21 protein-coding genes are annotated in these 20115 nt (G+C 64.9%); 8 read left to right on the forward strand and 13 right to left on the reverse strand.

Annotated elements, in window-relative coordinates; translation table 11 throughout:
• The first annotated feature begins 149 nt into the window (after positions 1 to 149).
• From L6D77_RS17410 to L6D77_RS17420, 3 genes are all read left to right on the forward strand, one after another.
• Positions 150 to 1298, forward strand: coding sequence for a PQQ-dependent sugar dehydrogenase (locus L6D77_RS17410; RefSeq protein ID WP_232884799.1), 1149 nt, complete (start codon positions 150 to 152; stop codon positions 1296 to 1298).
• A 227-nt stretch (positions 1299 to 1525) separates the two neighbouring features.
• Positions 1526 to 2626 (forward strand): cell division protein ZapE, encoded by a 1101-nt coding sequence (gene zapE / locus L6D77_RS17415; RefSeq protein ID WP_232884800.1) that lies wholly within the window; start codon positions 1526 to 1528, stop codon positions 2624 to 2626.
• Positions 2627 to 2637: 11 nt separating this feature from the next.
• On the forward strand, positions 2638 to 3219 hold the full coding sequence (locus L6D77_RS17420) for a DinB family protein (RefSeq protein WP_232884801.1): 582 nt from the start codon (positions 2638 to 2640) through the stop codon (positions 3217 to 3219).
• Positions 3220 to 3269: 50 nt separating this feature from the next.
• Here L6D77_RS17420 and L6D77_RS17425 read toward each other — a convergent pair whose 3' ends face one another.
• The 5 genes from L6D77_RS17425 to trhP form a co-directional block, all read right to left on the reverse strand.
• Positions 3270 to 3707, reverse strand: coding sequence for a YqaA family protein (locus tag L6D77_RS17425; protein WP_232884802.1), 438 nt, complete (start codon positions 3705 to 3707; stop codon positions 3270 to 3272).
• Positions 3707 to 4135: a DUF411 domain-containing protein gene (locus L6D77_RS17430; protein WP_232884803.1), complete on the reverse strand. Its 429-nt coding sequence runs from the start codon at positions 4133 to 4135 to the stop codon at positions 3707 to 3709. The genes L6D77_RS17425 and L6D77_RS17430 overlap by 1 nt, the downstream gene beginning before the upstream one ends.
• A gap of 137 nt (positions 4136 to 4272) precedes the next feature.
• The gene (locus L6D77_RS17435; protein ID WP_232884804.1) at positions 4273 to 5193 is read right to left on the reverse strand and encodes a copper resistance protein B; all 921 of its coding nucleotides are present in this window, start codon (positions 5191 to 5193) and stop codon (positions 4273 to 4275) included.
• Complete coding sequence (locus L6D77_RS17440; RefSeq protein ID WP_232884805.1) at positions 5186 to 6937, reverse strand: copper resistance system multicopper oxidase; 1752 nt, start codon at positions 6935 to 6937, stop codon at positions 5186 to 5188. The genes L6D77_RS17435 and L6D77_RS17440 overlap by 8 nt, the downstream gene beginning before the upstream one ends.
• A 79-nt stretch (positions 6938 to 7016) precedes the next feature.
• Positions 7017 to 8351 (reverse strand): prephenate-dependent tRNA uridine(34) hydroxylase TrhP, encoded by a 1335-nt coding sequence (trhP, locus tag L6D77_RS17445; protein WP_232884806.1) that lies wholly within the window; start codon positions 8349 to 8351, stop codon positions 7017 to 7019.
• A 125-nt stretch (positions 8352 to 8476) separates the two neighbouring features.
• Here trhP and L6D77_RS17450 point away from each other — a divergent pair, with 125 nt between their 5' ends.
• Complete coding sequence (locus L6D77_RS17450; RefSeq protein ID WP_232884807.1) at positions 8477 to 9541, forward strand: AI-2E family transporter; 1065 nt, start codon at positions 8477 to 8479, stop codon at positions 9539 to 9541.
• 151 nt (positions 9542 to 9692) lie between these two features.
• Here L6D77_RS17450 and L6D77_RS17455 read toward each other — a convergent pair whose 3' ends face one another.
• On the reverse strand, positions 9693 to 11759 hold the full coding sequence (locus tag L6D77_RS17455; protein ID WP_232884808.1) for a TonB-dependent receptor family protein: 2067 nt from the start codon (positions 11757 to 11759) through the stop codon (positions 9693 to 9695).
• A 218-nt stretch (positions 11760 to 11977) separates the two neighbouring features.
• Between L6D77_RS17455 and L6D77_RS17460 the strand changes: the two genes are divergently transcribed.
• From L6D77_RS17460 to L6D77_RS17470, 3 genes are read left to right on the forward strand one after another with little or no spacing between them, the layout of a single operon-like run.
• Entirely contained in the window at positions 11978 to 12226 is a 249-nt protein-coding gene (locus tag L6D77_RS17460) for a helix-turn-helix domain-containing protein (RefSeq protein WP_232884809.1), read from the forward strand.
• A gap of 10 nt (positions 12227 to 12236) precedes the next feature.
• Complete coding sequence (locus tag L6D77_RS17465) at positions 12237 to 12578, forward strand: head completion/stabilization protein (protein WP_232884810.1); 342 nt, start codon at positions 12237 to 12239, stop codon at positions 12576 to 12578.
• Complete coding sequence (locus L6D77_RS17470; protein ID WP_232884811.1) at positions 12571 to 12933, forward strand: hypothetical protein; 363 nt, start codon at positions 12571 to 12573, stop codon at positions 12931 to 12933. Before L6D77_RS17465 ends, L6D77_RS17470 begins: the two co-directional genes overlap by 8 nt.
• On the opposite strand, the gene L6D77_RS17475 is transcribed toward L6D77_RS17470, so the two are convergent.
• Positions 12905 to 13309: a helix-turn-helix domain-containing protein gene (locus L6D77_RS17475; protein ID WP_232884812.1), complete on the reverse strand. Its 405-nt coding sequence runs from the start codon at positions 13307 to 13309 to the stop codon at positions 12905 to 12907. The genes L6D77_RS17470 and L6D77_RS17475 overlap by 29 nt on opposite strands.
• Positions 13310 to 13510: 201 nt before the next feature.
• On the opposite strand from L6D77_RS17475, the gene L6D77_RS17480 reads away from it, so the two are divergent.
• Positions 13511 to 13774, forward strand: coding sequence for an Ogr/Delta-like zinc finger protein (locus L6D77_RS17480; RefSeq protein WP_232884813.1), 264 nt, complete (start codon positions 13511 to 13513; stop codon positions 13772 to 13774).
• Between the two features lie 66 nt (positions 13775 to 13840).
• On the opposite strand, the gene nuoN is transcribed toward L6D77_RS17480, so the two are convergent.
• Genes nuoN through nuoI form a run of 6 tightly spaced genes read right to left on the reverse strand, consistent with a single transcriptional unit; the run spans position 13841 to position 20115 of the window.
• Positions 13841 to 15310 (reverse strand): NADH-quinone oxidoreductase subunit NuoN, encoded by a 1470-nt coding sequence (nuoN, locus tag L6D77_RS17485; protein ID WP_110993942.1) that lies wholly within the window; start codon positions 15308 to 15310, stop codon positions 13841 to 13843.
• 7 nt (positions 15311 to 15317) lie between these two features.
• Positions 15318 to 16850 (reverse strand): NADH-quinone oxidoreductase subunit M, encoded by a 1533-nt coding sequence (gene nuoM / locus L6D77_RS17490; protein ID WP_232884814.1) that lies wholly within the window; start codon positions 16848 to 16850, stop codon positions 15318 to 15320.
• A 43-nt stretch (positions 16851 to 16893) separates the two neighbouring features.
• Entirely contained in the window at positions 16894 to 18747 is a 1854-nt protein-coding gene (gene nuoL, locus L6D77_RS17495) for an NADH-quinone oxidoreductase subunit L (RefSeq protein WP_232884815.1), read from the reverse strand.
• Complete coding sequence (gene nuoK, locus L6D77_RS17500; RefSeq protein WP_008096201.1) at positions 18744 to 19052, reverse strand: NADH-quinone oxidoreductase subunit NuoK; 309 nt, start codon at positions 19050 to 19052, stop codon at positions 18744 to 18746. The genes nuoL and nuoK overlap by 4 nt, the downstream gene beginning before the upstream one ends.
• A 3-nt stretch (positions 19053 to 19055) precedes the next feature.
• The gene (nuoJ, locus tag L6D77_RS17505) at positions 19056 to 19556 is read right to left on the reverse strand and encodes an NADH-quinone oxidoreductase subunit J (RefSeq protein WP_023631348.1); all 501 of its coding nucleotides are present in this window, start codon (positions 19554 to 19556) and stop codon (positions 19056 to 19058) included.
• 10 nt (positions 19557 to 19566) lie between these two features.
• Positions 19567 to 20115, reverse strand: a complete 549-nt coding sequence (gene nuoI, locus L6D77_RS17510) for an NADH-quinone oxidoreductase subunit NuoI (RefSeq protein ID WP_011534620.1) — start codon at positions 20113 to 20115, stop codon at positions 19567 to 19569.

A 20115-nucleotide genomic window follows, 5' to 3' on the forward strand; every position in this document is an offset into this window, starting at 1 on the left:
AGCCCAACCCGCGCCCGCCGACCCTCGATAACCGTGGTATCGGTAACGGCGACAACCTGCGCCGCGAGCAACAGGCGCCCAACCTGGAACCCACCCGGCCACCGCGCGATTCGCTGCGCGTGCCCTGAGCCCCCTCGAAGGAACCGAGCATGACGCCACGCACCTGGTTGACCACCCTGGCCGCCGCCAGCCTGTTTCCCCTGCTGAGCCACGCCGCCTCGGAGCAACAGTTTCCCAGTGAACAAGGCCAGCTGACCGTCAGCACCGTGGCCGACGGCCTGCGCAACCCCTGGGCCCTGGCCTTCCTGCCGGGTGGCAAGGACATGCTGGTGACCGAGCGCCCCGGCAACCTGCGTATCGTGAGCGCCGAAGGCAAGGTCGGCCCGCCACTGTCCGGGGTGCCCAAGGTCTGGGCCGAGGGGCAGGGCGGGCTGCTGGATGTGGTGTTGTCGCCTGACTTTGCCAAGGACCATACGATTTACCTGTCGTTCGCCGAGGAGGGCGCCGACGGCAAGGCCGGCACGGCGGTGGGCCGTGGCCAGCTGTCGCCGGACAGGGCGCGGCTGGAGAATTTCACGGTGATCTTCCGCCAGCAGCCCAAGCTGTCCGTGGGCAACCACTTCGGCTCGCGCCTGGTGTTCGATCGCGAAGGCTATCTGTTCATCGCTCTGGGCGAGAACAACCAGCGCCCCACCGCGCAAGACCTGGACAAGCTGCAAGGCAAGATTGTGCGCATCCTCCCCGACGGCGAAGTGCCCAAGGACAACCCCTTTGTCGGTCGCGACAAGGTGCGCCCGGAAATCTGGTCGCTGGGCCACCGCAACCAGCAAGGCGCGGCGCTCAACCCCTGGACCGGCAAGCTGTGGACCCACGAGCATGGCCCGCGCGGCGGCGACGAGATCAACATCCCAGAGCCCGGCAAGAACTACGGCTGGCCGCTCGCCACCCATGGCATCAACTACTCGCTGTTGCCGATCCCCGAGGCCAAGGGCAAGCATGTCGATGGCATGGTCGACCCGCACCATGTGTGGGAGAAGTCGCCGGGTATCAGTGGCATGGCGTTCTACGACAGCCCGACGTTCAAGGCCTGGGACCACAACCTGTTCATCGGCGCGTTGGCCACCCAGGAGCTGATCCGCTTGCAGCTCAAGGGGGACAAGGTGGTGCATGAAGAGCGCTTGCTGGGTGAACTGAAGGCACGCATCCGCGATGTGCGGCTGGGGCCGGATGGCTACCTGTATGTACTGACCGATGACAAGGATGGCGCGGTGTTGAAGGTGGGGCTGAAGGAAGGTTGATCGCGCCTGCGCGCTTGTGGGAGCCACTGCCTCGCGCAGCTTTCTCTGTAGGAGCGGCCTCGTGCCGCGAAAGGGCTGCAAAGCAGCCCCAGCAATCTTGCGCCATCCATAAATCCTGGGGCTGCTTTGCAGCCCTTTCGCGGCACAAGACCGCTCCTGCAGCGTCCGTGCAACCCAGGTGGGTGGCTTGCCAGCGATTGGCCCGAAACTGTCGTACCATGCCCGGCATGACCCCCGAATCCCTCTACCAACAGGCCCTCAACGACCGCGGCTTCGTCCCCGACCCCGCCCAGGCGGCGGCAGTCAACGCGTTGCAAGCCTGCTTCGAAGCCCTGCACCAGCGCCGCCCCAGCCAGGGCCTGTACCTCTGGGGCCCGGTCGGCCGCGGCAAGACCTGGCTGATGGACCTGTTCCACCGTTGCCTCGAGGTGCCGGCCAGGCGCCAGCATTTCCACCATTTCATGGCCTGGGTCCACCAGCGGCTGTTCCAGCTCAATGGCACTGCCGACCCACTCAGGGCCCTGGCCAGCGGCCTGGCCGAAGAAATCCGGGTGCTGTGCTTCGACGAGCTGTTCGTCAGCGATATTGGCGATGCGATCATTCTCGGCCGCCTGTTCCAGGTGTTGTTCGACCACGGCGTGGTCATCGTCGCCACCTCCAACCAGCCGCCGGCGCAGCTCTACCGCGATGGCTTCAACCGCGAGCGCTTCCTGCCGGCCATCGCCGCCATCGAACGGCATATGCAGGTATTGGCGGTAGCCGGCGAGCAGGACCACCGCCTGCACCCGGGCGCCCAGCGCCAGCGTTACTGGGTTGCCGAACCCGGGCAGCCAAGCGCACTCGAAGCCGTGTTTGGCCAGTTGAGCCCGCTGGCGCCTGGCAGCGATCAGCCGTTGCAGGTCGGCTCCCGGCAGATCCGCACGCTGCGCCATAGCCAGCACGCGCTCTGGTGCCACTTCAGCGACCTGTGCGAGCAGCCCCTGGCGGCGATGGATTTCATGGCCCTGTGCGACCGCTTCCCGGCGATCCTGGTCAGTGGCATCCCGGCCCTCGGCGGCGTCCAGCAGGCCGGGCGCATTGCCCGCGGCACCGAAGATGGCGCCGCGCGGGTCGAGGCCGGTGATCGCGTGCTGCCGACCCTGGCGCCCAAGGATGACAGCGTGCGCCGCTTCATCGCCCTGGTGGACGAATGCTATGACCGGCGGGTGGCGCTGTACCTGGAGGCACAGGTTCCACTGGAAGCGCTCTACACTCAAGGGTATCTGGCGTTCCCGTACCAACGGACCCTGAGCCGGCTACGGGAGATGCAACTGCAACGCTTCGCCTGAAGGAGCCGACCATGCAGCCACTGTCGCAGCACTTGCTGACCCAGGCCTACAACAATGGCTGGGCCAACCACCGTTTGTACAAGGCCTGCCTGCAACTGAGCCACGACGAGTTCGTCGCCCCGCGGTGCAGTTTCTTCCCCTCGATCAAGGCCACCCTCAACCACCTGCTGACGGTGGACTGGTTCTACCTCGATGCGCTGGAGTGCGAGCAGCGCGGCGAGGCGCCCGACCCGGACGGCGAGCGCTTCTTCCAGCCCGAGCAACCCTTCGTCACCTGCAGCGACCTGCAGGCGCAACAGGCCCAGGCCGACCAGCGGCTGATCAGCTATTGCCGGCAGCTGAGCGATGACCAACTGGCGCGTTATGTGAGCATCGTGCGCCCTGAGCGGGTGCAGCGTGAGCAGCGTCTGCGGGTGTTGGCGCACCTGTTCGAGCACCAGATCCATCACCGCGGGCAGGTGCATGCCATGCTCAGCGACACGACGGTGAAGCCGCCGCAGCTGGATGAGTTTTTCTGCGAGGAGGAGGCTGGCTTGCGGGCGGATGACTTCGCCGAGCTGGGCTGGAGCGAAGAGCAGGTCTGGCCGAAATGAACCGGGGCTGCAGAGCGGCCCCGGTTTCTTGTCCTTCCCCTGCGTCGTCTTTACCCGCTGTGAAACCAGCCCAGGGTAATCATCGCCACCACGATGTAGCGCCCGCCCTTGGCCAGGGTGACCAGCAGCAGGAAGCGCCAGAAAGGTTCACGCATGATGCCCGCGATCAGCGTGAGCGGGTCGCCGATCACCGGCATCCAGCTCAGTAGCAGCGACCACTGCCCCCAGCGCTGGTAACGCTGCTGCGCACGCTCGAGCTGGCTGGCGCTGAACGGGAACCAGCGCTTGTCGCGCAGGCGCTCGATGGCCCGGCCCAGCAGCCAGTTGACGACAGAGCCCAGCACATTGCCCAGGGTGGCGACCAGCAGCAGGGTGGCCCAGGCCTCGGGCTGGCGCAGCAGCAAACCGACCAGCACGGCTTCCGATTGCAGCGGCAGCAGCGTGGCGGCGCCGAAGGCGCTGAAGAACAGCGCCCAGAGGCTGAGCATCAGTAGCTGGCGACCACGGTGTCCTGGCCGTCGCGGGTGACCCCGATGACCTGGTAGGCATCCTTGTGGTCACCCATTTCCATGCCCGGCGAGCCCATCGGCATGCCGGGGACGGCGAGGCCCTTGAGGTCGTCGCGCTTGGCCAGCAGGCGCACCTGTTCGGCCGGAACATGGCCTTCGACGAACTTGCCGTTGATCACGCCGGTATGGCACGAGGCCAGGCGCGGTTCAACACCCAGGCGCTGCTTGACCGCGCTCATGTTCGGTTCGACATGGTCATTGACGGTGAAGCCGTTGTCGCTCAGGTGCTTGATCCATTCCTTGCAGCAGCCACAGTTGGGGTCGCGGTACACGTCGATGGTTTCAGCGGCCTGGGCCAGGCCGGTGATGGCCAGCAGGCCGAAAGTGAGCAGGTGTTTGCGCAGCATGGTGAAACTCCTGTGGAACAAAAACATGACTTATGAATAGCGCGGGCGTGTGGGAGCGGGTTCACCCGCGAACGCTGCAGTGGCCGTATCGACGCATTCGCGGGTGAACCCGCTCCCACAAGGTCTCTTGCTTTGCGCTAGAAGCGCAGACGAACCCCTGCGACCAACCGGGTCTGGCCAATGTCTTCGCCATCCTCCCGGGCCTGATCGGCGAGGTTGCCGTGCAGGCGGTTGAAGCTGACCCCGACGTAGGGCGCAAAGCCGCGGGTGATTTCATAGCGCAGGCGCAGGCCCACTTCGCTTTCTGCAAGGCCTGAGCCCTGTTCGCGGCCTGCGTCGTTGCGCCCGAAGAAGTTGGCTTCGACGGTCGGTTCGAGGACCCAGCGATTGGTCAGCAGCATAGCGTAACCGGCCTCCAGGCGCAGTGCGGTCTGCTGCCGCTCGCCGGCGTAGGCGGTGGCCTCCAGTTCCAGGCCGTACAGCGGCGTGCCCTGGATGCCGAAGGCTGCCCAGCTCTGGCCGCTGGCAGGCTTGAAGTCCTGGCGCACGCCGCCGACCAGCTCCCACCAAGGGCTGATGGCGTGGCCCCAGAGAGCCTGCAGCTCGGCTTTGTGGGTCTTGCCTTGTTCACGCTCGCCTTCGGTGCGCAGCCACAGGCGGTCGATATCACCCCCCACCCAGGCCGTGGCGTTCCAGTTCAGCGCGCTGCTGCTCTCGAAGTTCTGGTACTCCAGTTGGTCGACGATCACTGCCCAGTTGATGGCGCGGTCATGTACCTGGTGGCCTGGCAGTGGCGGGAAGGCGGCGCGGCGGTCGGCGTCGGTGATCACGGGCAAGGGGGTACGGGGTTGGGTGGCGGCAGGCGCGCCGTGATTCATCTGGCCATGGTCCATCTTGCCGTGGTCCATGGTCATGGCACCGTGGTTCATTTGCCCGTGGTCCATGGGCATCGCACCGTGGTTCATGTGCTCCATCCCGGCGGCCAGCGCCCGCTCGCTGGCCAGCAGGGCGAACAGGGCGACGCCGGTGGCGATGCGGCGGTTGGTCATCTCATTCATCGACGCGTACCTCGCGGAACATGCCGGTCTCCATGTGGTAGAGCAGGTGGCAGTGGTAGGCCCAGCGGCCCAGGGCATCGGCGGTGACGCGGTAGCTGCGCCGGCTGCCCGGCGGTATGTCGAGGGTGTGCTTGCGCACCAGGAAGCGCCCCTGTTCATCCTCCAGGTCGCTCCACATGCCGTGCAGGTGGATGGGGTGGGTCATCATGGTGTCGTTGACCAGGGTGATGCGCACCCGCTCGCCGTATTTCAGGCGCAAGGGTTCGGCGTCGCTGAACTTGATGCCGTCGAACGACCAGGCGAAGCGCTCCATGTGCCCAGTCAAGTGCAGCTCGATGTCCCGCGACGGCTCACGGCCATCCGGGTCGGGGTAGGGGCTGCGCAGGTCGGCGTAGGTCAGCACCCGGCGGCCGTTGTCGCGCAGGCCCAGGCCTGGGTCGGAAAGGTTGGGCCGCGGGGCCATGGTCTGCATGTCCACCAGCGGGTTGTCGGTTTCGCTGGCAGGGTGCTGTTGCATGCCCGCCATGGCTGTTTGGTCCATGCCTGCCATGTTGCCGTGGTCCATCGTGGCCATGTTCGAATGGTCCATGCCGGCCATGCTGCCGTGGTCCATCCCGCCCATCCCGCCATGGCCCATGTCATCCATGGTCAATACTGGGCGCGGATCGGGCGCGGGCACTGGTGCCTGCAGCCCGGCGGCGCGGGCCAGGGTGCCGCGGGCGTAGCCGGTGCGGTCCATGCTCTGGGCGAACAGGGTGTAGGCCGGCAGGTCGCCCACAGTCACCAGCACGTCATAGGTCTCGGCCACGGCAATGCGCAGCTCGTCCACGGTTACCGGTGTCACCGGCAGGCCGTCGGCGGCAATCACCGTCAGTTTCAAACCAGGGATGCGGAAGTCGAAGTAGGTCATCGCCGAGGCGTTGATCAGGCGCAGGCGCACTGTCTCCCCGGGCTGGAACAGGCAAGTGAAGTTGCCGTCCGGTGGCTGGCCGTTGAGCAGGTAGGTGTAGCTGGCGGCGCTGATGTCGGCGAGATCGGTGGGGCTCATGCGCATTTTGGCCCAGGCCCAGCGATTGTCGACCGCGTTGGAGAAGCCCTTGTCGGCCACATCATCGATAAAGTCGCCAACCGTGCGCTTGTTGTAGTTGAAGGCGTCGGACTGCTTCTTCAGCGTCGCCATCAGGTCCTGCGGTGCCTGGTCCGACCAGTCGCTGAGCAGCAGCACATGGTCGCGCTGATAGGTGTGTGGCTCGGGCTCGCGCGGTTCGATGACGATGGCACCGTACACCCCGGCCTGTTCCTGCAGCCCGGAATGGCTGTGGTACCAGTAGGTGCCACTCTGCTTCAGGGTGAACTGGTACAGGTAGTCGCCGCCCGGTTCGATGCCGGCGAAGCTCAGGCCCGGCACACCGTCCATGTTGGCCGGCAGGATAATGCCGTGCCAGTGGATCGAGGTGTCCTGGTCCAGGCGGTTGCGCACCCGCAGGGTCACGGTGTCGCCTTCGCGCCAGCGCAATTGCGGGCCGGGCAGGCTGCCGTTGATGGTCAGTGCGGTGCGTGGCTGGCCGGTGATGTTGACCGGGGTCTGGCCGATGAACAGTTCGAAGTGCTGGCCGCTGAGGTCGTGCAGTGGCAAGCGGCCCTCGGCGGCCTGGGCCAGCGGGCGCCACAGGCCGAGGCCGGCCAGGGCGGTGGCGGCGCCCAGGCCCTTGACGAAGGTGCGGCGGGTGGGGGTAGGTGGCATGGTGTGGTCTCGCGGCGAAGGTGCCACGATCCTCGCCGCCAGCGCCTGTCAGCCACCTGAGGCGTGCATTACAGATTTGTCAGGCAGGTAACTCGGCGGTGTCCAGGTCACGCATCAGCAGGCCGAATTCCAGCGACACCTGCTCGGGGATCGGCAGGTACACCACATGGCCGTCCCCGGGTGCCACCTCGATCGCCTGCTGCTGGCGGTCGTGCAGGCGGTGCAGGTCGAAGTGGTAGTTGCCGCGCGGGGTCATCAGCTCCAGGTGGTCGCCCACGGCGAAGCGGTTCTTCACTTTCACTTCGGCCAGGCCGTCAACCCGCACGCCCGTCAGCTCGCCAACGAACTGCTGGCGCTCGGACACCGAATTACCACGCTGGTAGTTCTGGTACTCGTCGTGCACGTGGCGGCGCAGGAAACCCTCGGTGTAGCCACGCTGGGCGAGGGATTCGAGGTTGCCCATCAGGCCCCGGTCGAACGGCCTGCCGGCCACCGCGTCGTCGATGGCCTGGCGGTAGGACTGCACCGCCCGGGCGCAGTAGAAGTGCGACTTGGTACGGCCCTCGATCTTCAGCGAGTGCACACCCATCTGCGCCAAGCGCTCGACATGCTGGATGGCGCGCAGGTCCTTGGCGTTCATGATGTAGGTGCCGTGCTCGTCCTCGAAGGCCGGCATCTCTTCGCCCGGGCGGTTGCTCTCTTGCAGCAGGAACACCTGGTCGGTGGGCGCACCCAGCCCCAGGGTCGGCTCGCATTCACGCACGATATCGCCGGTGGCGTTCTCGGTGGCCGGGGTGGCCTGGTACTTCCAGCGGCAGGCGTTGGTGCAACTGCCCTGGTTGGCGTCGCGCTTGTTCAGGTAGCCCGACAGCAGGCAACGCCCGGAGTACGCCATGCACAACGCGCCGTGGACGAACACTTCCAGCTCCATCTGCGGTACTTGCTGGCGGATCTCCTCGATCTCTTCCAGCGAGAGCTCGCGCGACAGGATCACCCGCGTCAGCCCCATCTGCTGCCAGAACTGCACGCTGGCCCAGTTCACAGTGTTGGCCTGCACCGACAGGTGGATGGCCATCTGCGGGAAGTGCTGGCGCACCAGCATGATCAGCCCCGGGTCGGACATGATCAGCGCGTCCGGGCCCATTGCGATCACCGGCGCCAGGTCCTTGAGGAAGGTCTTGAGCTTGGCATTGTGCGGGGCGATGTTGACCACCACGTAGAAGCGCTTGCCCTGGGCCTGAGCCTCCTGGATGCCGCGTGCCAGGTTGGCGTGGTCGAATTCGTTGTTGCGCACCCGCAGGCTGTAGCGCGGCTGGCCGGCGTACACCGCGTCGGCGCCATAGGCGAAGGCATAGCGCATGGTCTTCAGGGTGCCGGCGGGGGCGAGCAGTTCGGGCTTGGCGTGTGGGGTCATGGGTGCGCACCAGGGGCAAAAGGCACGGATGCTAGGTCGGCGGCGCCGTGCCGGTATTGATCTGGGTCAACGGCACTTTTGCCGTTGTGGCGCGCACTAAAGGGTTGAGCCCCAGAGGAATGCCCATGAACGAGACCGTGCTGCAGAACAAGGCCCTGACTGCGCTGCTGGCGCTGGTGACCATTGCCTTCATCTGGATTCTCCTGCCGTATTTCGGCGCGATCTTCTGGGCGGTGGTGCTGGGTATCCTCTTCGCGCCGTTGCAACGTCGCCTGCTGTGGCGCCTGGGCGGTCGGCGCAACCTGGCCACGTCACTGGCGCTGGCGGTCTGCCTGCTGGTCGCGGTGTTGCCGGTGATCATCATCAGCATGCTGCTGGTACAGGAAGGCGCGGCGCTGTACCAGCGCGTTGAGAGCGGTCAATTGGACATCGCCGGCTATATCGAGCGCGGCAAGGACATGCTCCCGGGCTACGCCCAGCATGCCCTGGACCGCATGGGCATGGGCAACCTGGACGGCCTGCGCGACAAGATCACCAAGTGGGCCACCCAGGGCAGCCAGTTCCTCGCGGGCCAGGCGTTCAGCTTTGGGCAGGGCACATTCGAGTTCCTGGTGAGTTTCGGCATCATGCTCTACCTCCTGTACTTCTTCCTGCGCGAGGGCGCGGAAGTGGCGCGCAAGGTGCGCCAGGCCGTGCCGCTGCCCGAGCAGCAGAAGCGCCGCTTGCAGCTGAAGTTCAAGCGGGTGGTACGGGCCACGGTCAAGGGCAACTTGCTGGTGGCGATTACCCAGGGCGCGTTGGGCGGCTTCATCTTCTGGGTGCTGGATATCCCCAGTGCACTGATCTGGGCGGTGCTGATGGCGTTCTTGTCGCTGCTGCCGGCGGTGGGCGCGGGGATCGTCTGGGCGCCGGTGGCGGCCTATTTCATCCTGACCGGGGCGACCTGGCAGGGCATCGTGCTGACCGCCTTCGGGGTACTGGTGATCGGGCTGGTGGACAACCTGCTACGGCCGATCCTGGTGGGCAAGGACACGCGCATGCCGGATTACCTGGTGCTGGTGTCGACGTTGGGCGGGCTGGCGGTGTTCGGGCTCAATGGCTTTGTGATCGGGCCGCTGATCGCGGCGTTGTTCGTGTCCAGCTGGGCGATCTTCGCCTCGACCAAGCCGCAGGTGCAGCTGCCTTCATAGCGACCCCCTGAGGCCTGCACAACCCCCTGTAGGAGCGGGCCCAGATGCAGTGTCATGACATCAATCGCCGGGGCTGCTCTGCAGCCCTTTCGCGGCACAAGGCCGCTCCTACAGGGGGGGGGTGATGGATCTGTGGGCTCGGCGTTCACGGTCAACGGAAGCTGTACGAAACCCCCGCATACACCCCAAACCCTTCCCCCGGCGTAGAACGGGCCACGTCCTTGCCGCCATCGTCATACCCCGGCGTCACCGTCGCCGCATAGCGCTTGTTGGTCAGGTTGCGCAGGTCCAGCCAGGTCTGCCAGTCGCGTTTCGGCGAATCCCAGCCCAACCGCGCGCCGAGCAGGGCGTAGGCATCGGCGCAGTAGCTGTTGGCATAGTCCACCTGCACCTTGGAGGCCATCTGCGTATTCACGCCGGCGTAGAAACCCGCCGGCCAGTCGTAACGCAACTCGGCCTGGTAGTAGTGCATGGGGATGCCGGGCAGGCGGTTGTCGCCGAAGCGGTCGTCATCGCGGTAGTGGAAGTCACTGAAGGTGTAGGCCTGGCGCAGGCTCAGCTTGCCGGTGCCGGGTTGCTCCCACAACACGCTGTCCAGGCCGGCCTCGACGCCCTGGTGCACCGTGGGGCTGGCGTTGAACTCCTTGAACGGCAAGCCCTGCACAACTTCCGTATTCAGCAGTTCATGGCGTACCTGGGCGTAGTACCAGGCAAGGTCCCAGTGCCCCAGCGCCGAATCGCCACGGGCGCCCAGCTCCAGGGTTGTAGCGGTCTGGTTCTGCATCTTCATTGGCTGGTTGTTGACCGGCGCACTCCATACCAGCGACCACGGGTGCGGCGGCTCGACCGAGCGGCTGAGGTTGCCGTACACCTGCAGGTCCGGGCGGATGTCGTAGCGCAGGCCCACGCGTGGCGCGTAGTCCCAGTCGTGTTGGCTGACCTTGCCGCCATTGGCGGGGTAGCTCACGTCGCTCTCGCGGCGGGTGTAGATCATTGCCAGGCCCGTGGTCAGCCACAGGTCGGGGATCAGCTCCAGGTCATTGCCCATATGCAGCACGGTATCCGAGCCCTGGTAGCTGAAGTCGCGGCTGCGGGCGCCGAAGTTGTCGCCGCCGCTGCGGGCGAACTGCGAGGCGCCGCTGTTGGGCAGGTGCTTGGTGGTGCGCCAGCCGACGGTGGTCTTGCTCTCGTGGCCGAACAGGGTGTCGCGGCGGAAATAGTTGAGGGTGCCGCTGACATCGGTGTAGGCGACCTTCAGGCGCATCGGGCCTTCGCGCAGGTCCATCGGGTAGTCGTGATAGACCAGCCCCGCTTCCAGGCGTGAGTCGTCGTCGAGGAAGAAGGTGGTCTTGTTGCCCACCCAGGTGCTGCCTGGCTGCGGGCGGCTGTCGTCGCGGGCCAGGTAGGCCGGGTTGGCGGCACGCGGATGGTGCTTGATCTGGTCCTTGGTCAGGCGCCCGGCCAGCTCGTTTTCGGTTTCGCGGTAGCGCAGGTAGAAGCGTGTTTCCAGGTTCGGGTTGAAGCGGTAGCCGACGTTGGCGGCAATGCCCTTGGCGCTGCCACTGCTGTGGTCCTGGTAGCCGTCGTATTCCGAGTCGGTCAGGGCCACGTAGTAGTCGAGGTTGCCCAGTACCTGGCCGCTGCTCACATGGCGGTGCTGGTAGCCACGGCTGCCGACCTCGTAGCGCACCTGCAAAGGTGCGGCGTCGTAGCCGGTGTGGGTGACGTAGTTGATGGCGCCACCCAGGGCCAGCGAGCCCTGGTCGAAGCCGTTGGCGCCGCGCAGCACTTCGGCGCGGCTCAGCCACAGCGGCTCGAACAGCTCATAGGGCGTACCGCCCGGGCCGGTCAGCGGCAAGCCGTCGAACATCGTGTACACGCCAGAGCCGTGGGCGCCCGGCGCCCGGTTGATGCCCGAACCGCGAATCGACAGCTTGATGCCGTCATTGCCCGCCGACTGGGCGAACACCCCGGGCTGGTAGGCGAGGACGTCCTGGTTGCTGGCCACTCGGCCCTGGCCGACCTTGTCCATGTCCACCAGGTTGCTGGCGCCGGGTATTTCCCGCAGGCGCTCGCTGGCGGCTGTCAGCTCGTCGCGGCCGTCGCCTGAGATCAGCACCTGGCCCAGCTCGACCGGCGTGGCGGCCAGGGCGGGTTGCTGGGCACTCATGGCCGCCAGCAGACCAAGGCATGACGACAGGGGCAAAGCGCAACGCATTGTAGGACTCCAGGCGAAAGACGGATGGACAACGGCGTTGAGACGAGCGAAAGGCCGCTTGGAGCACGAAGAATTTCAGTAAATGTCGTGCAGCCTTCGTCAGACGCTTTTGTAAGAGGTTTCTTTACAGGCGGCAGCGGTGGAGGCATGAGCACGTGCTTCGTAAGGTGATTGGCGATCGGCATCGATGCCTCTCTCAATCACCTGTGGAGTCCTACATGACTGACAACACGCGACAAGCGCTGCATCCCCCCGCGGACGTTCCGATTCACCTGACCCCGCGTGAGCGGCAAGTCCTGCTGTGGTGCTCCTATGGCAAAAGCTCGTGGGAGATTGGCCAGATCCTGGACTGCAAGGAGTCGACGGTGAACTTTCATGTATCCAACCTGCTGCGCAAGTTCGATGTACCTACCCGCGTGGCCGCGGTCATCAAGGCCATTCGTTACGGCATGCTGACCGAGCAGTGAGGGGGATTGAATGAGCACCGAGCCTATGGCTGCACGTTTTGTCGAGTGCCATGACCCGTTCTGGCCGCGTGTCGAACTGTCCCAGCTGCGGGACCGGCTAATGCTGACGGAGCCAGTCAGCGAGTTGGCGCTGGACGTGGCCGCACGTTGTGCCTGCATCGCCGCAGCAGAGGAGTTCGCGCAATGGCGTGCGGCGCTGCGCCGGCGTGGTTACAAGCGCCTCGAAGAGGTCTGCGGCCATGACCACGGGCGTGCGTTGCGGGTGTGCTACCTGCGCTTTGTCGAAGCGGCGGTAATGCGCAACCTGGGGGGGGTTGGCGCCCTGCCGCGCAGGAGTGCCGTGCATGCATGAAGGCACCGCGTTCGACGCCCTCTACCCACTGATGCTCGACTGGCTGAGCCAAAACGGTGGGGTACTGTTTGCAGCGTTGTTGGGGGCACTGCTGGTCAGTGCGGCGCGTGACCGGCTGATCACCGACAAGTCCCAGCCGCTGACAATGGCCAAGAAACTGCTGCTGGTCTTCGTGACCGTGGGCGTGGGCCATTTGTTCGAGCCGCTGGTGTCCTCGCTGATGCCTATGCTGTCCCCCGGCATGGCCGGTTTCGTCGCTGCCGTGGTGGTGATTCCGATCAGCCTCAAGGTGATGATCTGGCTGGACACCCTGGATGCGCGCGAAATCATCCAGCGCTGGCGGCGCAAGGGGTAGCGGGCAGCTGGCGGGACAGTTCGCGCACTTGCTGTTCCAGTTGCTGGATGCGCTGCTTGTCCTGAACGTACAGCAGGATGGCCTGGCGGTCGGTGTGCGGCAAGGTGCGCAACCGCTGCAGTACATCGGACTCCCAGCTCGAGTCGTCCGGGGCCGCGGCGCTCACGGGCGGCTCACCGAGCAACAGCCAATCCAGCGAGCACCCGTGTTGCCGTGCTAGTTCTACGCATAATGCGTACGGAATGCTGTCGCGGACTTTCCAGCTGCTCAGGGTTTGCGCACTGATCGACAGCGCCCTGGACAGGTCGGCATCGGTTTGTGCCGCGGTCAGATACTTCATGCGGGTCAGCACGGCAGCAAGCATGTGAGTACTCATAACAAATATCCATGTCTGGTTTAACGATATTCCATGGGCTTAAACTACTCGTTACGAATACAGCCCTGCACATTCAAGGAGCATTTCTGCGATGAGAAACACTGAAGTGAAGAATACACCCCTTTGTACAGACAATACTGATACTGCTCGGCGAGCAGGCTTACAGACAACTAGTGAGCGCGCTGTTTGCAGGTATTTGCCGTGAGTACATACAAGCTGGTTTGCCCCCATTGCCAGAGTCGCATGCGCATACGCACCAGCGAAGGTCACCATGTGTTTTTGCGGGTTGCCTATTTGCAGTGCACCACCGAGGCCTGTGGCTGGTCAGTGCGCGCCGAGTTCGAGATGACCCATGAACTGTCCCCCAGCGGCATGCCCAACCCAGAAGTCTATTTGCCGCCGGCCAATGGCGAACTGCGCAGGGCGGCACTGCCCAGGGCGGACCAGCACAGCGCAGGGGAATGAACGGCTGCAAGGTACAGATAAAAAAACACCCCGCATAGGCGGGGTGTTTTGTGTGAGCCGTACCGATCAACCGATCAGTTGCAGCCCGGCTTGTTGCACCATTTCCAGCAGTGGCTGCGGGTACACACCCAGCACGAAGGCCAGGATCGCGATCGCCAGCAGCATCACGCCGCCGGTGCGCTGTTCCCACTTCAGCGGGGCGTCGTGGCGACGCAGGTTCGGCTCGACCAGGTACAGGGTGACCATGACGCGCAGGTAGTAGTAAACGCCGATGGCGCTGCCCAGCACCAGGGCGCCGACCAGCCACCACAGCTGCGACTCGACGCCGGTGGCGATGATGTAGAACTTGCCGATGAAGCCGGCGGTCAGCGGGATACCGGCCAGCGACAGCATCATCACGGTCAGTACCGCGGTCAGGTACGGACGGCGCCAGAACAGGCCGCGGTACTCGTACAGCGCGTCGGCGTCACGGCCGGCGTACGGCGAGGACATCAGGGTGATCACGCCGAAGGCGCCGAGGCTGGTGATCACGTAGGTGACCAGGTACACGCCCATGGCTTCCATGGCCAGGCCCTTGCTGGCGACCAGGGCGATGACCAGGTAGCCGAAGTGGGCGATGGACGAGTAACCGAGCAGGCGCTTGAGGTTGCTCTGGGTCAGCGCCAGCAGGTTGCCGATCAGGATCGAGGCCACGGCGATGACCGCCAGTACGGTGCTCAGCACGCCGCTGCTGGCGGCAGGGGAGAGCATGAACAGGCGCACGACCACGGCGAACACCGCGACCTTGCTGGCGGTGGCCAGGAACGCGGCCACTGGCGCCGGGGCGCCTTCGTATACGTCCGGGGTCCACAGGTGGAAGGGTACCAGCGACAGCTTGAACGCCAGGCCCACCAGCATCATGCCCAGGCCCAGTTGGGCCAGCAGGCTTGGCATGCTGGTGGCGGCCAGGGCTTTGCCCAGCTGGTCGAAGGTCAGGCTGCCGGCATCGGCGTACAGCAGGGCCATGCCGAACAGCAGGAAGGCGGAACCGGCGGCCGACAGCACCATGTACTTGATGCCGGCTTCCAGCGAGCGCTTGTTGAAGAACGCATACGCCACCAGGCCGTAGACCGGCACCGACAGCAGCTCCAGGCCGATGAACAGGCCGGCCAGGTGGTTGGCGCTGACCAGCACCAGGCCGCCCAGTGCCGACATCAGCAGCAGCAGGTAAAGCTCTTCACGGTTGCCCGGGAAGCCCTTGGAGCCTTCGCCCAGGTAAGCGTGGGCGAGGGTCACGCAGGCCAGTGTCGCCACCAGCACGATGGCCATGTACAGGCAGGCGAACTTGTCGATGGTCACCAGCGAGGTGACCGCCAGCGGTGCAACCTTGAGTGCCGGCAGGATCGACAGCAGGGCCAGGTTCAGGCCCACGGTGGACAGCAGGAAGGTCTGCGAGTGGTTGCGCTTCCAGGCGATCGCCAGCATCACCACCACCGTGGTGATGGTGGTGATCAGCATCGGCGCCAATGCGATGAAGTGTTGAGTGGTGAATTCCATAGCGCTCTTACCGGGCCGAAGCGAGTTGAGTGAAAGCGGAACCGAGCCACTGCTGCACACCGCTCATGGTGGCGGCAGAGGTGTCGAGGAACGGCTGCGGATACACGCCCAGCAGGATCAAGAGGCCAGCCAGGCCCAGCACCATGACCATCTCGCGGGTGTCCATGCCGGCCAGTACGGTGTCGGCCTTGCTTGGTCCGAAGTAGGCACGGTGGATCATGATCAGCGAGTAGACCGAACCGAACACAAGGCCGGTGGTGGCGATCACGGTGATCCATGGCACATGGGCGAAGCTGCCGATCAGGATCAGGAACTCACCGACGAAGTTGCCGGTGCCTGGCAGGCCCAGCGACGCGGCGGCGAAGAACAGGCTGATGGCCGGCAGGTACGCGATGCGGTGCCACAGGCCACCCATCTGGCGCATGTCACGGGTGTGCAGACGCTCGTACAGCTGGCCGGACAGGATGAACAGCGCGGCGGCCGACAGGCCGTGGGCCAGCATCTGGATCACCGCGCCTTGCAGGGCCTGCTGGCTGCCGGAGTAGATGCCGATCAGCACGAAGCCCATGTGCGAGACGCTGGAGAAGGCGATCAGGCGCTTGATGTCGGTTTGCGCGAAGGCCAGGAAGGCACCGTAGAAGATACCGATCAGGCCCAGGGTCATGGCGATCGGCGCAAACTCGGCCGAGGCGTTCGGGAACAGCGGCAGGGCGAAGCGCAGCAGGCCGTAGGCCGCGGTCTTCAGCAGGATGCCCGCCAGGTCCACGGAACCTGCGGTTGGTGCCTGGGCGTGAGCGTCAGGCAGCCAGGAGTGGAACGGTACTACCGGGAGTTTCACCGCGAAGGCGATGAAGAAGCCCAGCATCAGCACGTATTCCACGCCAGCCGGCAGTTCGGCCTTGAGCAGGTCGCTGTAGTTGAAGGTCAGCACACCGGTGGTGTTGTAGTTGACCAGCACCAGGCCCAGGATCGCCACCAGCATGATCAGGCCGCTGGCCTGGGTGAAGATGAAGAACTTGGTCGCCGCGTAGATCCGGGTCTTCTTGCCGTCCGACGAACTGTGACCCCAGAGCGCGATGAGGAAGTACATCGGCACCAGCATCATTTCCCAGAAGAAGAAGAACAGGAACAGGTCCAGGGCCAGGAACACACCGACCACACCGCCCAGGATCCACATCAGGTTGAGGTGGAAGAAGCCGACGTGGCGCTGGATCTCTTTCCACGAGCACAGCACCGACAGCACGCCGAGCAGGCCGGTCAGCAGGATCATCAGCAGCGACAGGCCGTCGAGGGCCAGGTGCACGCTGATGCCGAAGCGCTTGATCCACTCGAACTTGTATTCGAGGGCCCAGTGCGGTTCGGCGCCCGGCGCCGGGGCCAGGGTGTAGTCGCCGTTAGCCCACAGCCACAGGCCGATGCCGAGCAGCAGGGACATGGTCAGCAGCGCGATCCAGCGGGGCAGGGTGGCGCCGAAGCGCTCACCCAGCCAGCACAGGAGGCCGCCGATGAAGGGGATCAGGATCAGCCAAGGCAAAATCATGACGGGTTGGTTTCCTTTGGCAAAGTCGCAAGGTTCTTCATAGTCATACCGCAGCCACTACCACGGCGCCCAGCACCAGCACGGCGCCGACGGCGATCGAGGCGGTGTACCAACGCAGCTGGCCGGTCTCGGTCTTGCTCATGGCGACGTTGCCGCCGCGAGCCATCCGTGGGATCAGGCCGATGCTGCGGTCCACCGGGTCCTTGCGCAGGATGTGGCAGATCAGCAGGTAAGGTTTGACGAACAGCTTGTCGTAGATCCAGTCGAAGCCCCAGGCGGCGAACCACCAGGCCGACAGGACGCGACCGATACCACTGTTGGCGATGCTGCTGACGAAGCGGCGCTTGCCCAGGAACAGCAGGGCCGACAGCAGGATACCGGCGATGGCGATGGCGCCCGAGGCGATCTCCAGCGAGTGCTTGGCTTCGCCACCGGCGTGGCCGGCGCTTTCAGGCAGCACGCCTGCCAGTGGCGGGTGGATCCAGGCGCCGATGAAGGTCGACAGCACGATCAGCACGCCCAGCGGCAGCCAGTGGCTGATGCCGTGGCCGGCGTGGGCTTCGGTCTTGGCTTCGCCGTGGAAGGCGATGAAGATCAGGCGGAAGGTGTACAGCGAGGTCATGAACGCGCCGACCAGGCCGGCGTACAGCAGGCCGGTGTTGCCGCTGGCGAAGGCTTCCCAGAGGATTTCGTCCTTGGAGTAGAAGCCCACGGTCAGGATCGGCAGGGCGGCCAGTGCAGCACCACCGACCACGAAGCTGGCATAGGCCAGCGGCAGCTTCTTCCACAGGCCGCCCATCTTGAAGATGTCCTGCTCGTGGTGGCAGGCGACGATCACCGCACCGGAGGCAAGGAACAGCAGGGCCTTGAAGAAGGCGTGGGTCATCAGGTGGAAGATCGCCGCATCCCAGGCACCCACGCCCAGGGCAAGGAACATGTAGCCGATCTGGCTCATGGTCGAGTAGGCGAGGATACGCTTGATGTCGGTCTGTACCAGCGCGGCGAAGCCGGCCAGCACCAGGGTCACGCCACCGACAACACCTACCAGGTGCAGGACGTCCGGCGCCAGCAGGAACAGGCCGTTGGTACGGGCGATCAGGTACACGCCCGCGGTCACCATGGTTGCCGCGTGGATCAGTGCCGAAACCGGGGTCGGGCCCGCCATCGCGTCGGCCAGCCAGGTCTGCAGCGGCAGCTGGGCCGATTTACCGACCGCGCCACCCAGCAGCATCAGGGTGGCCAGGACCATCCAGGTGTCACCGGCCTGGAACTTCTGCGGTGCCAGCACCAGCAGCTCCTGCACGTTCAGCGTGCCCAGCTGGGCGAACAGGATGAACAGGCCGATGGCCATGAACACGTCGCCGATGCGGGTGACGATGAAGGCCTTGAGCGCCGCGTTACCGTTGTTGCGGTTGCTGTAGTAGAAACCGATCAACAGGTACGAGCACAGGCCCACGCCTTCCCAGCCAAAGTAGATGAACAGCAGGTTATCGCCCAGTACCAGGAACAGCATGCTGGCGATGAACAGGTTGGTGTACGAGAAGAAGCGCGAGTAACCGGCTTCGCCACGCATGTACCAGGAGGCGAACAGGTGGATCAGGAAGCCCACGCCGGTGACCACGCCCAGCATGGTGACCGACAGGCCATCCACGTACAGGGTGAAGTTCGGCGCGAAGCCGTCCACCGACATCCACTGCCACAGCAGCTGGCTGTACGCGCCGCCCTCAGGCGGGGCGACGTTGAACTGCCAGATCACGTAGGCGGCAGTGGCCGCCGACAGGCCGACCGAGCCGACGCCGATCAGCGCGGACAGGTTCTCGGACCAGCGACCGCGCGAGAACGACAGCAGCAGGAAGCCGATCAGGGGGAATACGAACGTCAGGAAGATAAGGTTCATCCGCGCATCTCACTGGCAGCATCGATGTCGAGAGTGTGGAAGCGGCGATACAGCTGCAGCAGGATCGCCAGGCCAATGCTGGCCTCGGCGGCTGCCAGGCTGATCACCAGAATGAACATCACCTGGCCGTCGGGCTGGACCCAACGGGCACCGGCGACGATGAACGCCAGGGCAGAGGCGTTCATCATGACTTCCAGGCTCATGAGCACGAAGAGGATGTTGCGGCGGACCATCAGGCCAACCAGACCTAAGCAGAACAGGATGCCGGCGACCGCCAGACCATGCTCGAGAGGGATAGCACCCATGATTTACTCCTTCGCCTCGTTGCGGCCCAGGTGGAAGGCGGTGACGGCTGCCGCGAGCAGCAGCATCGAGGCCAGTTCGACCACCAGCAGGTACGGCCCGAACAGGCTGATGCCGACCTCTTTGGCGCTGACGGTGGTACCGCTGATGGCAGCCCCAGACGGGGTGACGAACAGCACGTACAAGAGCTCCAGCAGCAGCAGGGCGGCGAGGATCACCGGCCCCGCCCAGATGCCGGGCTTGAGCCAGCCGCGCTCCTGGGCGACCGAGGCCGGCCCGAGGTTGAGCATCATCACCACGAACACGAACAGCACCATGATGGCGCCGGCGTAGGCGATCACTTCCAGGGCGCCGGCGAACGGCGCACCGAGGGAGAAGAAGATCATCGCCACGGAAATCAGCGAGATGATCAGGTAGAGCAGGGCGTGCACCGGGTTGGTGCCGGTCACCACGCGCAGCGTGGAGACAACGGCGACACCGGATGCGAAGTAGAAAGCGAATTCCATCTTTCTGTCCTTATGGGAGCAAGCTCTTCACGTTGATCGGCTCGGCTTCGTTCTGTGCAGAGCCTTTCGGCTTGCCAGCGATGGCCATACCGGCAACACGGTAGAAGTTGTAGTCAGGGTTCTTGCCGGGGCCGGAGATCAGCAGATCTTCTTTCTCGTACACCAGGTCCTGACGCTTGAACTCGGCCATTTCGAAATCCGGGGTGAGCTGGATCGCGGTGGTCGGGCACGCTTCTTCACACAGGCCGCAGAAGATGCAACGCGAGAAGTTGATGCGGAAGAACTCGGGGTACCAACGACCGTCCTCGGTCTCGGCTTTCTGCAGCGAGATGCAGCCGACCGGGCAGGCCACCGCGCAGAGGTTGCACGCCACGCAGCGCTCCTCGCCGTCGGGGTCGCGGGTGAGGACGATGCGCCCGCGATAGCGCGGCGGCAGGTACACGGGTTCTTCGGGGTACTGCAGGGTGTCGCGCTTGCGGAACCCGTGGGAGAACACCATCACCAGGCTGCGCAGCTGAGTGCCGGTGCCCTTAACGATGTCGCCGATATACTTGAACAT

The organism is Pseudomonas parasichuanensis (assembly GCF_021601385.1).
Classification (GTDB): domain Bacteria; phylum Pseudomonadota; class Gammaproteobacteria; order Pseudomonadales; family Pseudomonadaceae; genus Aquipseudomonas; species Aquipseudomonas parasichuanensis.